12 protein-coding genes are annotated in these 15,744 nt (G+C 61.1%); 8 read left to right on the top strand and 4 right to left on the bottom strand.

Annotation, left to right across the window (positions count from 1 at the left end; all coding sequences use genetic code 11):
• Window positions 1–86 precede the first annotated feature (86 nt).
• On the bottom strand, window positions 87–1,937 hold the full coding sequence (locus ASC85_RS23755; RefSeq protein ID WP_057451627.1) for a sigma-54-dependent Fis family transcriptional regulator: 1,851 nt from the start codon (window positions 1,935–1,937) through the stop codon (window positions 87–89).
• A 307-nt stretch (window positions 1,938–2,244) separates the two neighbouring features.
• On the opposite strand from ASC85_RS23755, the gene ASC85_RS23760 reads away from it, so the two are divergent.
• The 7 genes from ASC85_RS23760 to ASC85_RS23790 all read left to right on the top strand — a co-directional run bounded on the left by ASC85_RS23760 (window position 2,245) and on the right by ASC85_RS23790 (window position 9,473).
• Window positions 2,245–3,339, top strand: coding sequence for an ABC transporter ATP-binding protein (locus ASC85_RS23760; RefSeq protein WP_057451628.1), 1,095 nt, complete (start codon window positions 2,245–2,247; stop codon window positions 3,337–3,339).
• Window positions 3,339–4,448, top strand: a complete 1,110-nt coding sequence (locus tag ASC85_RS23765; RefSeq protein WP_057451629.1) for an ABC transporter ATP-binding protein — start codon at window positions 3,339–3,341, stop codon at window positions 4,446–4,448. The genes ASC85_RS23760 and ASC85_RS23765 overlap by 1 nt, the downstream gene beginning before the upstream one ends.
• A complete protein-coding gene (locus ASC85_RS23770) occupies window positions 4,445–5,311 on the top strand; it encodes a carbohydrate ABC transporter permease (RefSeq protein ID WP_030142069.1) in 867 nt (288 codons plus the stop codon). Before ASC85_RS23765 ends, ASC85_RS23770 begins: the two co-directional genes overlap by 4 nt.
• Window positions 5,312–5,321: 10 nt before the next feature.
• A complete protein-coding gene (locus ASC85_RS23775) occupies window positions 5,322–6,122 on the top strand; it encodes a carbohydrate ABC transporter permease (protein ID WP_057451630.1) in 801 nt (266 codons plus the stop codon).
• A 10-nt stretch (window positions 6,123–6,132) separates the two neighbouring features.
• The gene (locus ASC85_RS23780) at window positions 6,133–6,405 is read left to right on the top strand and encodes a DUF2160 domain-containing protein (protein ID WP_057451631.1); all 273 of its coding nucleotides are present in this window, start codon (window positions 6,133–6,135) and stop codon (window positions 6,403–6,405) included.
• A gap of 48 nt (window positions 6,406–6,453) precedes the next feature.
• Window positions 6,454–8,196 (top strand): ABC transporter substrate-binding protein, encoded by a 1,743-nt coding sequence (locus ASC85_RS23785; protein ID WP_018608208.1) that lies wholly within the window; start codon window positions 6,454–6,456, stop codon window positions 8,194–8,196.
• Between the two features lie 407 nt (window positions 8,197–8,603).
• On the top strand, window positions 8,604–9,473 hold the full coding sequence (locus ASC85_RS23790) for a DUF2242 domain-containing protein (RefSeq protein ID WP_057451632.1): 870 nt from the start codon (window positions 8,604–8,606) through the stop codon (window positions 9,471–9,473).
• A gap of 304 nt (window positions 9,474–9,777) precedes the next feature.
• Here the strand turns inward: ASC85_RS23790 and ASC85_RS23795 are convergent, their stop codons facing one another.
• The 3 genes from ASC85_RS23795 to ASC85_RS23805 all read right to left on the bottom strand — a co-directional run bounded on the left by ASC85_RS23795 (window position 9,778) and on the right by ASC85_RS23805 (window position 13,338).
• Entirely contained in the window at window positions 9,778–10,815 is a 1,038-nt protein-coding gene (locus tag ASC85_RS23795; protein ID WP_057451633.1) for an AraC family transcriptional regulator, read from the bottom strand.
• Between the two features lie 2 nt (window positions 10,816–10,817).
• Complete coding sequence (locus tag ASC85_RS23800) at window positions 10,818–11,948, bottom strand: carbon-nitrogen hydrolase family protein (protein WP_057451634.1); 1,131 nt, start codon at window positions 11,946–11,948, stop codon at window positions 10,818–10,820.
• Between the two features lie 172 nt (window positions 11,949–12,120).
• Complete coding sequence (locus ASC85_RS23805) at window positions 12,121–13,338, bottom strand: DUF3422 domain-containing protein (protein ID WP_057451635.1); 1,218 nt, start codon at window positions 13,336–13,338, stop codon at window positions 12,121–12,123.
• A 240-nt stretch (window positions 13,339–13,578) separates the two neighbouring features.
• Between ASC85_RS23805 and ASC85_RS23810 the strand changes: the two genes are divergently transcribed.
• Complete coding sequence (locus ASC85_RS23810) at window positions 13,579–15,618, top strand: oxidoreductase (RefSeq protein WP_057451636.1); 2,040 nt, start codon at window positions 13,579–13,581, stop codon at window positions 15,616–15,618.
• Window positions 15,619–15,744 lie beyond the last annotated feature (126 nt).

Below are 15,744 nucleotides of genomic sequence, written 5' to 3' on the forward strand. Positions count from 1 at the left end.
GTTGGGCGGAACCCTAAGTGGCCGTTACCGCAGCAACGGATATGTACTCGATCAACAAGAACCAGCCCACTCCCACAGGTTTCGTATCAGCTTTCCAGTTGCCGCAGGCGTTTGTACAAGGTATTGCGGCTGACCCCCAGCCGTCGCGCCAGGTGTGAAATATTCCCGCCCACTGCCTGCAACTGACGGTTCAGGTCCTCGGCATCGTTCAGGTCCACCGTCAGCGGCTCAGGCGTTTCCACCGGTTCCATTTCAAGGTCGACAAAGAAATCGTCGGGCAGGTGTTCCGGGCGGATCGGCTGTTCCTCGGCCATCGCCAGGGCCACTTGCAGCACGCTGCTGACCTGCCGCAGGTTGCCCGGCCACGGATGGCGATCGAACAGATCCAACACCTCACGGCTCAGGCCGGCCCATTGGGTCGGTTCGCGGTGGTGTTCCCAGAGGCGTTTGAACAGGGCCTGCTTGTCGCTGCGTTCGCGCAGTGGTGGCAGCTCCAGGGTCAGGCCGCCGATGCGGTAGTACAAGTCTTCGCGAAACCGCCCCAGTTGCACCTGTTCACGCAGCGAGCGGTTGGTGGCGGAGATGATGCGGATGTCCACCGGGAACAACTCGGCGCTGCCCACCGGCTGCACGCAACGTTCCTGCAAGACCCGCAGCAGCCGGGCCTGGGTCGGCAGGGGCATGTCGCCGATTTCGTCGAGGAACAGCGTGCCCCGGTCGGCCTTGCGGATCAGGCCGATGCTGCCTTTCTGGTTGGCGCCGGTGAAGGCGCCTTTTTCATAACCGAACAATTCCGACTCCACCAACTCGGCGGGGATCGCTGCGCAGTTGACGGCAATGAACGGCTGCTTGCAGCGCGAACTGGCCTGGTGCAGGGCTTTGACGAAGACTTCCTTGCCGACGCCGGTCTCGCCATGGATCAGCAGCGGAATGTCCTTCTCCAGCAAGCGCTCCGCCTGGCGCACGGCCTTCTCCACGCGGCTGTCACCGAAGTGCAGGGTGTTGAGGCTGATGACATGGGAGGCAGGAGCCGAGGCCGGCATGGGCGCGGGCTCGGTAAATACCCGCGCCTTGATCGATACCTGGCTCGGGCGCCTGAGCAGGCACTGGAACCGATTGCTGCCGGATGCTTGCAGGGCGAACGGCAGGCCGTCGGGCTGGTTCAGCAGTTCCAGCAGCGAGACCTTGAACAGGCTTTCGATGCTGACGCGCGACAGGCTCAGGCCCAGCAAGTTGTCGGCCCGGCGGTTGGCGGACAGGACCTGACCGCTCTCATCGAAAATCAGCAGCCCGGCCCATTGGCTGTCGAGGTTGTTCAGGCCGGTGTTGAAGGTCAGTTGGAAGTGTTCACCGCGAAACAGGTTGAGGATCAGCCGGTTCTCCACGGTCTGGCTCATCATCTTGACCATGCCCAGGGTGTGGGAAGGCGGCAGGTAGCTGTCACTGGAGACGTCCAGCACGGCGATGACTTTGCGCTCGGCATCGAAGATCGGCGCGGCGGAGCCGGTCATGAAGCGATTGGCCTTGAGGAAGTGTTCATCGTGTTCGATGTGCACCGCCTGTTCGCAGGCCAGCGCGGTGCCGATGGCGTTGGTACCGGTGCAGCGCTCCATCCAGCTCGCCCCGGCGCTGAAGCCATGGGCCAGTTTCGGTTCGATGAAGCGCTGGGTGCCCCAGGAGGTCAGCACTTGGCCCTGGTTGTCGGCCAGCATGATCAGGCAGTTGGAGTTGCTCAGGATGTTTTCGTAGTACGGCAGGACTTCCTGGTGGGTGGTCTGCACCAGTGAATGCTGGCTCTCCAGCAACTGGGCGATGCCTTGGGCGGGCAACTGGTCGAAGGCCGGCACGCTTTGATGGTTCAGGCCGAAGGCACGGCAACGGGACCAGGAGGCCTGGATGATTGCCTCGTGAGACAAGGCTGGAGCAGGTGCGGCCATGGGGCACTCTCGCAGGAGCTGTTTTTATTGTTGTGGCAAGTCTCGCACAGACTCCTTGTGCTGGGGCAGATCCAAACACTACTTAAATTGGCTCGCTCCCACTGGTTCAGTGTTGTTCAAAATTGTTCATTGTCAACCCGATCGTTGTTCAGTTGTTCATTCCTGATTGTTCACTTGTGTTCATCAACGAACGTCTTTTTCCTACGGATAAATAGAAATTTCAATAAGATCAAAGGCCTGTGATTTTTGGCACGGCTTTCGCTTTCTAACTCGGGTCGCTTGACTCCAATAATAAAAAGGCCGAGCCATGTCATTAAAGCTTGAGCACATCTGTCGCACCGTCGAAGGCCAGACCTGGATCGACGATGCCAATCTGAGTTTCGAACCCGGATCCTTCAACGTTTTGCTGGGCCGCACATTGTCCGGCAAGACCAGCCTCATGCGCCTGATGGCCGGGCTGGACAAGCCCGATAGCGGCCGCATCCTGATGAACGGCGTCGACGTCACCAAGCGCCCGGTGCGGCTGCGCAACGTGTCGATGGTCTATCAGCAGTTCATCAACTACCCGACCATGACCGTTTTCGAAAACATCGCCTCGCCGTTGCGCCAGGCCGGTGTGTCCGATGAGGTAATCCAGAGCAAGGTGCTGGAAACCGCCAGGATGCTGCGCATCGAGAAATTCCTGCAGCGTCATCCGCTGGAGTTGTCCGGCGGCCAGCAGCAGCGCACCGCCATGGCCCGCGCCTTGGTCAAGGACGCCGAGCTGATTCTGTTCGACGAACCACTGGTGAACCTGGACTACAAGCTGCGTGAAGAGCTGCGCCAGGAAATGCGCGAATTGTTCCAGGCCCGCCACACCATCGCCGTCTACGCCACCACCGAGCCCAACGAGGCGCTGGCCCTGGGCGGCACCACCACGATCCTGCATGAGGGTCGGGTGATCCAGAGCGGCAAATCGTCCTCGGTGTATCACCAGCCGCAAACCGTGCTGGCCGCCGAATTGTTTTCCGAACCCCCGATCAACCTCATGCCGGGACGCATCGCCGGCAACGAGGTGAGCTTCGCCAATTTCGTGCACTTCCCGCTGAACGTCGACCTGCGCCCGGTGGGCGAGGGTGAGTTCCGTTTCGGCGTGCGCCCCAGCCATATTTCCCTGGTGCCGAGCAACGACGACGACCTGGAACTGGCGGTGACCGTCGAGGTGGCCGAGATCAGCGGCTCGGAGACCTTCCTGCACGTGCGCAACGAACATTTCCTGCTGGTGCTGCACTTGCCAGGGGTGCATGAGTACGACGTGGATGCGCCGATCCGCATCTACATTCCGACCCATAAACTGTTTGTCTTCGATGCCCAGGGCAAGCTGGTCCAAGCCCCAGGGCAGCGTATCGCGAGGGTTGCCTGATGGCCGAAATTCGTTTGCAGAACCTCGCCCACAGCTACACCAGCACCCCGGCGGGCCCCGAGGACTACGCGATCCGCGAGATGAACCACATCTGGGAACAGGGCGGCGCCTATGCGCTGCTCGGGCCTTCGGGCTGCGGCAAGTCCACGTTGCTCAACATCATTTCCGGATTGCTCAGCCCTTCCGAAGGGCAGGTGATGTTCGACAGCAAAGTCGTCAACGACCTGACCCCGGAGCGCCGCAACATCGCCCAGGTGTTCCAGTTCCCGGTGGTGTACGACACCATGACCGTGTTCGACAATCTGGCGTTCCCGCTGCGTAACCAGGGCATGGCTGAGGCGAGAGTCCACACCAAGGTGCAGGAAATCGCCGAGGTCCTGGACCTGCAGAACCTGCTGGACAAAAAGGCCCGCAACCTCACCGCTGACGAAAAACAGAAAGTCTCCATGGGCCGCGGGCTGGTGCGCGACGATGTGTCGGCGATCCTGTTCGACGAGCCACTGACGGTGATCGACCCGCACCTGAAATGGAAACTGCGGCGCAAGCTCAAGCAGATCCACGAGCAGTTCAACATCACCATGGTCTACGTCACCCACGACCAGTTGGAAGCCTCGACTTTCGCCGACAAGATCGCCGTGATGTACGGCGGCCAGATCGTGCAGTTCGGCACGCCCCGGGATTTGTTCGAGCGCCCCAGCCACACCTTTGTCGGCTACTTCATCGGCAGCCCGGGGATGAACCTGATCGAGGTCACGGCGCAGCCCGGTGGCGTCGGTTTCGGCTCGACCCACTTGCCGCTGTCGGAAACCTTGCAACGTCGGGTCGCCGAAGCCGAAGGCAAAAGCCTGAAGGTCGGTATCCGCCCCGAATTCGTGCATGTCTGGGACGGCCCCTATGACGACGCGATGCGCGCTGACGTGGTCCACGTCGAAGACCTGGGCACCTACAAGATCCTGACCCTCAACCTCGATGGCGCACCGCTGAAAGTGCGCCTGGCCGAAGACAAGCCCGTGCCCGAAGGCACCGCGTACATCAGTTTTCCGGGCCAATGGCTGATGGTCTATGCCGATGAATACCTGCTGGAACCGTTGAGCGAGGTGCAGCCATGAACAAGGTGCAGAACAACAAGGCCTGGTGGCTGGTGTTGCCGGTGTTCCTGCTGGTGGCCTTTAGTGCCGTGATCCCGATGATGACCGTGGTCAACTATTCGGTGCAGGACATCTTCGACCAGTCCAGCCGCTACTTCGTCGGCGCCGACTGGTACAAGCAGGTGCTGCTCGATCCACGGTTGCACGATTCGCTGCTGCGCCAGTTCATCTACTCGGCGTGCGTGCTGCTGATTGAAATTCCCCTGGGCATCGCCATCGCCCTGACCATGCCGACCAAGGGCAAATGGTCGTCCCTGGTGTTGATCATCCTGGCGATCCCGCTGTTGATTCCCTGGAACGTGGTGGGCACCATCTGGCAGATTTTCGGCCGCGCCGACATCGGCTTGCTGGGCTCCACCCTCAATGGCCTGGGCATCAACTATAACTATGCGGCCAACACCATGGACGCCTGGGTCACCGTGCTGGTGATGGACGTCTGGCACTGGACTTCCTTGGTGGCGCTGCTGTGCTACTCGGGGCTGCGGGCGATTCCCGACGTGTACTACCAGGCCGCGCGGATCGACCGGGCCTCCAACTGGGCGGTGTTCCGGCATATCCAGTTGCCGAAGATGAAGAGCGTGCTGCTGATCGCTGTGATGCTGCGCTTCATGGACAGCTTCATGATCTACACCGAGCCGTTCGTACTCACTGGCGGCGGGCCGGGCAACGCCACCACGTTCCTCAGCCAGACCCTGACGCAGATGGCTATCGGCCAATTCGACCTGGGCCCGGCGGCGGCGTTTTCCCTGGTGTACTTCCTGATCATTCTGTTGGTGTCGTGGCTGTTCTATACCGCCATGACGCACTCCGACGCCAACCGTTGAGGCCCGCACGATGAGCAAGAGAAAGCTGATCCCCCTGCTGATCTACATCCTGTTCCTGCTGGTGCCCATCTACTGGCTGCTGAACATGTCGTTCAAGAGCAACACCGAGATCCTTGGTGGCTTGACCCTGTGGCCGCACGATTTCACCTTCCACAACTACAAGGTGATCTTCACCGACCCGAGCTGGTACACCGGTTACCTCAACTCGTTGTACTACGTGAGCCTGAACACGGTGATTTCCCTGAGCGTCGCGTTGCCGGCGGCCTATGCGTTTTCCCGTTACCGGTTCCTGGGGGACAAGCACCTGTTCTTCTGGCTGCTGACCAACCGCATGGCCCCGCCGGCGGTGTTCCTGTTGCCGTTCTTCCAGCTGTATTCGTCCATCGGGTTGTTCGACACCCACATCGCCGTGGCCTTGGCTCACTGCCTGTTCAACGTGCCGCTGGCGGTGTGGATCCTCGAAGGGTTCATGTCCGGGGTGCCGAAAGAAATTGACGAGACTGCCTACATTGACGGCTACAGTTTCCCCAAGTTCTTCGTGAAGATCTTCGTTCCGTTGATCGGCTCCGGCATCGGTGTCACGGCGTTTTTCTGCTTCATGTTTTCCTGGGTCGAACTGCTGCTGGCGCGCACGCTCACCTCGGTGAATGCCAAGCCAATCGCGGCGGTCATGACCCGTACCGTGTCGGCCTCGGGTATCGACTGGGGCGTGCTGGCGGCGGCGGGGGTGTTGACTATCCTGCCGGGCATGCTGGTGATCTGGTTCGTTCGCAACCATGTGGCCAAGGGCTTTGCCCTGGGCCGGGTCTGAGGAGTCGATGATGGAATGGATGAACTGGACCGCCCCCACGGCGGCATTCTTTGGGGTCATCGCCTTGCTGCTGGCAGGCATGACCACGTGGGAACTGCGTTCGCCGAGCATCCCTCGGCGCGGTTTCCTGCCGATTGCCACCACCCGTGGCGATCGGTTGTTTATCGGTCTTCTCGGTAGCGCCTACCTGCATATGCTGGTGATCGGTGCTACCGACTGGAGCATCTGGATAGCGTTCGCGTTGTCTTTGGTGTGGCTGTTGGCAGTGATGCGGTGGGGCTAGTCGCGAAGGTTCGCCGATCAGGCTCTTAAACCCAAACAGGAGGTCTCTATGTTCAATAAAAACAATAAGCTGCGACATAGCGTTTCATTGGCAGCCATGCTGGCACTCAGCGGGCTGAGTGCTGCGGCCTGGGCCGACGCCTATGAAGACGCCGCGAAAAAATGGATCGGCAGTGAGTTCAAGCCGTCGACCCTGACAGCCGAGCAGCAGCTCGAAGAACTCAAGTGGTTCATCAAGGCCGCCCAGCCGTTTCGCGGGATGAAAATCAACGTGGTGTCGGAAACCATCGCCACCCACGAATACGAGTCCAAGGTGCTGGCCAAGGCCTTTACCGAAATCACCGGGATTCAGCTGACCCACGACCTGCTCCAGGAAGGCGACGTGGTGGAGAAGCTGCAGACCCAGATGCAGTCGGACAAGAATATCTATGACGGCTGGGTCAACGACTCGGACCTGATCGGTACGCACTTTCGCTACGGCAAGACTGAATCGATCACCGACCTGATGGCCAACGAAGGCAAGGATTTCACCTCGCCGACCCTGGACATCAAGGACTTCATCGGCATCTCCTTCACCACTGCGCCGGATGGCAAGATCTATCAACTGCCCGATCAGCAATTCGCCAACTTGTACTGGTTCCGCGCCGACTGGTTCGAGCGTGCGGACCTGAAGGCCAAGTTCAAGGAGAAATACGGCTACGAGCTGGGCGTACCGGTGAACTGGTCAGCCTATGAGGACATCGCCAAGTTCTTCTCCGAAGACGTCAAGGAGATCGACGGCAAGCGCGTCTACGGCCACATGGACTACGGCAAGAAAGACCCCTCCCTGGGCTGGCGCTTCACCGATGCCTGGTTCTCCATGGCCGGCGGCGGCGACAAGGGTCTGCCCAACGGTTTGCCGGTGGACGAGTGGGGCATTCGCGTCGAAGACTGCCACCCGGTCGGCTCCAGCGTGACCCGCGGCGGCGACACCAACGGGCCGGCGGCGGTGTTCGCCACCACCAAATACGTGGACTGGATGAAGAAGTACGCGCCACCGGAAGCAGCGGGCATGACCTTCTCCGAATCCGGCCCGGTACCGTCCCAGGGCGCCATCGCCCAGCAGATCTTCTGGTACACCGCTTTCACCGCCGACATGACCAAGCCGGGCCTGCCGGTGATGAACGCCGATGGCACGCCGAAATGGCGCATGGCGCCGTCGCCGCGCGGTCCGTACTGGGAAGAGGGCATGAAGCTGGGGTATCAGGACGTGGGTTCCTGGACCTTCATGAAGTCCACGCCGGAGAAGCAAAAACTCGCCGCCTGGCTGTACGCGCAGTTCGTGACGTCCAAGACCGTATCGCTGAAGAAGACCATCGTCGGCCTGACGCCGATTCGTGAGTCGGACATCAACTCCCAGGCCTTGACCGACCTGGCGCCGAAACTCGGTGGCCTGGTGGAGTTCTACCGCAGCCCGGCCCGCGTGCAATGGACCCCGACCGGGACCAACGTGCCGGACTATCCGCGCCTGGCGCAACTGTGGTGGAGCCACATCGCCGAAGCCGCCAGTGGCGAGAAGACCCCACAGCAGGCCCTCGATGGCTTGGCCAAGGACCAGGATGCGATCATGACTCGCCTGGAACGCTCCAAGGCCCAAGCCACCTGCGCGCCTAAAATGAACCCTGAGCGCGACGCGCAATACTGGTTCGACCAACCGGGTGCACCGAAGCCGAAACTGGCGAACGAGAAGCCAAAAGGTGAAACCGTGAGCTACACCGAGCTGTTGAAATCGTGGGAGGCGGCACGCAAGTAAAGCCCCAAGCGTGAAAACGAACGGCACCGAAAGGTGCCGTTTTTTTTGGTGCGCTTGCACCGCTTTCGCGAGCAAGCTCGCTCCCACAGGAGGAGCGCGGCCCACCAAGAACCAGGTCGGCTGTTAGGCCGCCTCGCTTTGGCTTTTGATGTGGGGCATTACGCCGCTCTGAACGTGATATCAAAATCTTCATTAACAGCGCAACTCAACAGCACTAAGCTAAATCCCGGGTTTTTTTGTGTCTGCTTGTTGCTCGGGGCGGGTGTTCGTCGATCTATCCGGTTGGCGTCTTTTTCCTGCAAACAACCCCCAGTAAACTTGTAACCCCCTTGAAACAAGATTAGCCACGCTGCCAGGTCGCGTTCTGTTGCACAATACGCCCCGGACCGTTTTTCTCAGGATGTTCAATGTTCAAATCATTTCCCATGCGCACCGTCGGGCTTGCACTGGTGCTGGCCGCCGCAGCCGGTTGCTCGTCGAAGAAAGCCGCCATTTACGAGCACGAGAACTTCGACGACTCCGGCACGTTCTCGCGCACTTATCCAGTGAGCGACGCGGCGACCTGCGAGGCCGGGCGTCGGGCGTTGCTCAGCCAGGGCTACATCATCACCAGCAGCGATCCGAAGCTGGTCAGCGGTCACAAGAGTTTCCAGCAGACCGGCGAGACCCACATGGAAATCAGCTTCAACCTGGTCTGTGCCGAGGACGGCGGTACCGGCCACCGTGCGACCATGTTCGCCAATGCCTTGCAGGACCGTTATGCGCTGAAGAAAACCAACAACTCCGCCAGCCTGGGCGTGGGTGTGCTGGGTTCGGTGTCGATGCCGATCGGCTCCTCGGATGATTCGATGGTCAAGGTAGCCAGCGAAACCGTGTCGGCGGCCAAGTTCTATGAGCGTTTCTTTGCCTTGGTCGAGCTGTTCCTGCCTCCCGAAGCGAAGAAAGCTGCCGAGAAGGCTGAGAATACCGAGAAGCCGAAAGCTGAGCTGGGTATCCCGGAAACCAAAGCTGAATCGGCTGCGCTGATGCCGGCTCCAGTTCCAGCACCAGAGCCTGTTGCGCCTGCTCCCGCAGCAACCACGCCGGTAGAGGAGGCCGCGCCAGCCCCCGTCGAAACAGCTCCCACGGTATCGGAGCCCGTCGCACCGCCGAGCGAACCAGCGCCAATTGCGCCCGAGTCGTTCGAGTCTGCGCCGACGACGGAAACCGTTACACCACCACCGTCCAGTTCGTTGCCGGCCCCGACCGAGCCGATCCAGCCGCTTCCGGCATCCTGAGGTCCAGTGGCAGGGAGTAACGCCCTGTCACACTTCACACGATAATTTCCCGACCCTGTGCTACGTTTAATTCATGAAGCCTTTGCTTCATGTTTTGTTCATAAAGCAGCTTTATGCTGATGCCAGCGCCATCAGGCATTGGTTTCAATGACAGGGGAAGGACACGTAATGGATGATTATCAGGAAGAGCTGCTGGAATACCAGGCGTATGAACTGGACCCGTTGGAACCCGCCGAAGATGCGACGGAGTTGTGAGGATCGCGACAAGCTACAAGTGGTAAGCACCAAGCCAGGTTCTTGAAGCTCAAATCCCTCTGTGACTACGACGAAACTCTCCGGGCGTCTGGTTGTTCCAGCGCTTGAAGGCTCGTTGAAATGCCTCGGCTGAGGCGAATCCCAATAGATAAGCGATTTCGCCGAACGCCAGTTCGGTATCGCGTATGTAGGTCATGGCCAGGTCGCGGCGGGTGTCGTTGAGGATGGCGCGAAATTGCGTGCCTTCCTCGGCCAGCTTGCGACGCAGGGTCCAGGTCGGCAGCTTCAGGCGGGCCGCCACTTCTTCCAGGTCGGGTTCCCGGCCGCCGTTGAGCAACGGTCCCAGCAGTTGGATGATGCGCTCGCGCAGGCTGCGGGTGCGGGTCAGTTGTTCCAGTTCCCGTTCACACAACTGAAGCAGATGGTGCCAGGTGCTGGGGCAATGCTGTGGGTTGCGCTGGGCGAGGCTGTCCAGGCCCAGGCGCAGTTGATTCTGTTCGGCGCCAAACTGGATCGGGCAGTCACCGAGCGTGCGGTAGGCCTCCAGGTATGCCGGTTCCTCGAATTCGATTTCGATGCGTTCTGGCCGTAGCGCGATGCCGCTGACGCTGGACAGTTGCGCAAGCCAGCCGGCAATGATCGAGTCCACGACGAAGCGGTTGTAGGCGTTATACGGGCTGATGGAATAGAACCGTAGCCAAGCGCCTCGGGCATCTTCATGGAAACTCGATTGGCCGCGATAGTTGGAGCCATACAGCGGCTCGAAGCGGATCATGCAGCGGGCGGCCTCGCGCACGGTTGGCGCCTGGGCCGCGGTAACGCCCGCCAGCCCGGCCTGGCTCAAGCGGCCGAGTTGGCCCATGCGCAGGCCCAGGGCCGGGTCCTGGGTCTGTTGAATCGCGGCGTGGCCCAGGCGCATGTAGCGTGGGATCGACAGCCTTGCCCCGGGCTTGGCCAGGCGCGCGGCATCGAGACCGTACTGTTCAAGCAAAGGTTGAGGGTCTTGCCCATGGCTGGCGACGGCGTCAGCCAGGCTATGGACGAAGCCCACTGACAGGTCGCCCAGGCGCATCGGCCGCGGTTTCATGTTCACAACCACAGGTTCAGCAGGCGAGCGCCACGGGCGTTGCCATCGGGGAAGTGTTGGCCGTTGTGGCTGATGAAACTCTGGCCGGCGCTGCCGCTGTCCCAGAACTGGCCCCGCAGGAACACGCTGACGCCGCCCCGGGCCTGGCTGATGGGCAATTGGCCGGTCAGTGTCAGGCGATGCCAGGCTTGGCCCTCGCTCACTTCACCCGGCTTGAGGCTCACCTCGCTCGGCGTGGACAGGCCTTTATAACCGCTCCAGGGTTTGTCCCACGTATCGCGACCGATGATGAAGGCGGGCACCGCAATCAGTTGCGCGCCCTGCTCGTTGAGTTGCCGGTAGTGGAGTGGGTACCAACTGTCGCTGCCGATCAACACGCCCAGGCGCCCGGCGGGGGTGTCGATGACTTGGACAGCGGTCGGGCGGTCGGCCCCAAGCACATCGCGCTGTTCAAATACCGGATGTCGTTGGCGTTGTGGCTGGCCGATCGGCCGGCCGTCGCTGCCGAACACCAGGCTGCTGTTGTACAGCGCACCGCGACCGATCTTCAGTTCACCGTCACTGACACTGGGCTCGGGAAGCACGATGGAGCCGGCCACCAGGGTGATACCGAATTCCTTGGCCAGCCCACCGAACAGCGCTTGATAGTCATGGGCCATGCGCTCGGCTTTCATGCGCAGGTAGGCATCGTCCAGTCGGCTATCGCCTTGAGCGCTGACCAACGCCCGGATAAACGCCAGCGGATTGCTGACCGCCAGCCAGTTCATGGCGTCCTTCAGGCTGGTGGCCTGGTACAACTCGTCTTTTTCGCCGCCGACCATCAGCCAGGTGCCGATGTGCTCGGGCAGGACCACCACGGTCTTGGCATTGAGAAAGCCTTGGTCGCGAGCGGTCTGCAGATAGGCCGCCAGTTTGCGATGCAGGCGCTCGGGGCTCTGGTAGTCGGTGGGGAACAGTTCGGGTTGGATGCCCAGCAGGTTGCCGCGGTCGGCGGGCGTGCCCTGGTCGACCGCCAGGCTGATGCGCAGGTCTGACAGGTAATGACCCGCCGGACGATCCGTCGTCCACAGTGCGTAGGTGATCAGGGCGGCAATCAAGGCCAAGGAAAACAGCAGGTACAGAAATTTGCGCATGGGGGAACAGTCAGCGGCCGTGTGCAGGTTCGTGATTTTTCATCAAGAGCTACGGGGCAGGGTACGGTAAAACAAGGGATTAGCGAAGGGCGGGCGCTGATTTGTACGCACGGTAAGCACACACAGAGGGTGTCCAGGAATCTTGGGACACCCTCTGTGCTGGCAAGGCGCGCTAGTGATTTTTGGCTTTGCGGATCCGGATCAGAATCAGCAACATGATCAGCAGCACCGGTGGCGTCATGCCCAGCAGCGCTTCGCGGGCCGAGAGGTTTGCGCCCAAGGTGTGCAGCCCGCTATAGACCAGTTTGAACAGATTGATCAGGTAGTAGGTGATGGCAATGATCGACAGGCCTTCCACCGCGCGCTGGATCTTGATCTGTGCATCGGCACGCGCATTGAGGCTGCGCAGGATCTCGGCGTTCTGGTCCTCCATTTCAACCTGTACGCGGGCTTGCAGCAGGTCACCCAGGTTGGCGACGCTCATGGCCAGTTGTTCGAGGCGCTGTTCGGTGGCTGCGCAATAACGCACCGTGGGTTTGAAACGCCGTTCGATGAACACGCCCAGCCGCTGGCAATCCCCCAGGTGACTTTCGCGCAACTCCCCCAGGCGCTCGAACACCAGTTGGGCGTAGGCGCGGGTGGCGCTGAAACGGTGGCGATTCCTGACCGTGCTGCTGACGACCTGGCGAGAGAGCAGGGCGATGTCCTCCAGCAGGGCCTTGGCATGCACGCCGCTGGCATTGGCGTTGCGCTCGGACAGGCTCACCAGGGTGCGATCGAATTCGTTCAGTTGCGGGTCCAGTGCCTTGGCGGTATTGAGCGACAAGGACGCCATCATGCGATAGGTCTCGATTTCCAGCAGACGTCGGATCATGCGGCCCTGGCGATAAGCGTTGAGCCGTCGGTTGATGAACAGCAGGCGATTGGTGCCGTCCTCGGTCAGGCGAAAATCGCTCCAGACCACCGCATCGCCACCGCCCACGCAAGAGCCGCAAGGGTCCTTGAAGCCGTAGCTGGGCAGGTCGAGACCGGCTTCTGCGCGCACCACCACCTGAACGGCATTGATCAGGTGCTGGGCATGACCTTCGATACCCCGGGCAAGGCTTTCGGGCAGCGTTGTCCAGTGCAGTTCATTGGTGCTGGCGGGAACGACCAGGGTCAGGGTGAAGAACTCGGCGTGGCGCTCCCACTTGAGCGGATGTCCTTCAAGGCGGGTGATGCCTTGTGCGGCCTCTGCTGCGACGGTTTCAGGGCACAGTCGTTCGAGCAACGTGTTGCACTGGGCATTGTCGCCCAGAAACGCCAGGTGGAAGACGTGGGCCGGCTCGTCGAAATACAGCGACGGGCGGGCGTGCAACTCGTTGTGCAGCATTTTTCGTTGGGGATGCATGCAATGAGCACCATGTTATTAGGGTTATTTTTGGTTTCAGCACCTGGGCCAGCGTTGATAGGACTGGCTCATCCCGCTGAGAGTCACGCACAGCCGATCGGCGCCCTGCACATTTGGATCATTAAGTTGTCAGTTACGGTCATTGAGCGCCTGCATCCCGACTCTTACGCTGTGGGTCATGACAGACGCAAGCCGCAGAGCTTGCGCTTTACCCCGTGATCGCCCGTTGTGGAGTTACCGATGACCGCCTCTCATTACCCGCATCTGCTGGCCCCGCTGGACCTGGGTTTCACCACCTTGCGCAACCGTACCCTGATGGGCTCGATGCACACCGGCCTGGAAGAGAAACCCGGCGGCTTCGAACGCATGGCGGCGTATTTTGCCGAGCGTGCCCGGGGTGGCGTCGGCCTGATGGTCACCGGTGGCATCGGGCCGAACGACGAGGGTGGCGTGTACTCCGGCGCGGCCAAGCTGACCACCGAAGAAGAAGCGTTCAAGCACCAGATCGTTACCCGGGCCGTACACGAGGCCGGTGGCAAGATCTGCATGCAGATTCTCCATGCCGGGCGTTACGCCTACAGCCCCAAGCAGGTGGCACCGAGCGCGATCCAGGCGCCGATCAACCCGTTCAAGCCCAAGGAGCTGGACGAGGAGGGTATCGAGAAACAGATCAGCGATTTCGTCACCTGCTCGGTACTGGCCCAGAAGGCCGAATACGACGGCGTCGAGATCATGGGCTCGGAAGGTTATTTCATTAACCAGTTCCTGGCGGCCCACACCAACCACCGTACCGACCGTTGGGGCGGCAGCTATGAAAACCGCATGCGCCTGCCGGTGGAAATCGTTCGTCGAGTGCGCGAGGCGGTAGGTCCGAATTTCATCATCATCTTTCGCCTGTCGATGCTCGATCTGGTGGAAGGTGGCAGTTCCTGGGACGAAATCGTCCAGTTGGCCAAGGCCATCGAGCAGGCCGGCGCGACGATTATCAACACCGGTATCGGTTGGCACGAAGCGCGAATTCCCACCATCGCCACCAAGGTTCCGCGCGCCGCGTTCAGCAAGGTCACGGCCAAGCTGCGTGGTTCGGTGAGCATCCCGCTGATCACCACCAACCGCATCAACACCCCGGAAGTGGCCGAGCAGATCCTGGCCGAAGGCGATGCCGACATGGTCTCCATGGCCCGGCCGTTCCTGGCCGATCCGGAGTTCGTCAACAAGGCCGCTGCCGGCCGCGGCGATGAAATCAACACCTGCATCGGTTGCAACCAGGCATGCCTGGACCACACCTTTGGCGGCAAGCTCACCAGTTGCCTGGTGAACCCGCGGGCCTGCCACGAAACCGAGCTGAACTATCTGCCGGTGACCCAGGTGAAGAAAATCGCCGTGGTCGGTGCCGGCCCGGCCGGGTTGTCCGCTGCCACGGTGGCGGCCGAGCGTGGGCACCAGGTGACGCTGTTCGATTCGGCCAGTGAAATCGGTGGCCAGTTCAACGTCGCCAAGCGCGTGCCGGGCAAGGAAGAGTTCTTCGAAACCCTGCGCTACTTCAAGCGCAAATTGCAGACCAGCTATGTCGAGTTGTGCCTCGACACCCGGGTGGATGTGGCGCAATTGGTGGCTGGCGGCTACGACGAGATCATCCTCGCCACGGGCATCGCGCCGCGCGTGCCGGCGATTCCCGGAGTGGAACATGCCAAGGTGTTGAGCTACCTGGACGTGATCCTGGAGCGCAAGCCGGTGGGCCGCAGTGTCGCGGTGATTGGTGCCGGCGGTATCGGCTTCGACGTATCGGAGTTCCTGGTTCATCAAGGCGTTGCCACCAGCCAGGACCGCGAGGCGTTCTGGAAGGAGTGGGGCATCGATACCCACCTCGAGGCTCGCGGCGGTGTGGCCGGGATCAAGGCCGAACCCCATGCGCCGGCGCGCCAGGTATTCCTGCTGCAACGCAAGACCTCCAAGGTCGGTGACGGCCTGGGCAAGACCACTGGCTGGATTCACCGCACGGGCCTGAAGAACAAGCAGGTGCAGATGCTCAACAGCGTCGAGTACCTGAAGATCGACGACGACGGCCTGCACATTCGCATCGGCGAAACCGGCGAGCCACAAGTGCTGGCCGTAGACAACATCGTGATCTGCGCCGGCCAGGATCCGCTGCGTGAATTGCAGGAAGGCCTGGAGGCGGCGGGGCAGAAGGTTCATCTGATCGGCGGTGCCGACGTGGCGGCGGAACTGGACGCCAAGCGGGCGATCAACCAGGGTTCGCGGTTGGCGGCGCAGTTGTAACGCACAGCCTGTAGGCACCCGGCCCCCTGTGGGAGATTCTATGTTGCAGGGCAACCCTGCAACATAGGCTTCGGCTGGTATTCGCTCTGATTTTTCATCAAGGCAAATGCCACCCGGCAGAGCTTG

The organism is Pseudomonas sp. Root401 (genome assembly GCF_001425105.1).
Taxonomy (GTDB): domain Bacteria; phylum Pseudomonadota; class Gammaproteobacteria; order Pseudomonadales; family Pseudomonadaceae; genus Aquipseudomonas; species Aquipseudomonas brassicacearum.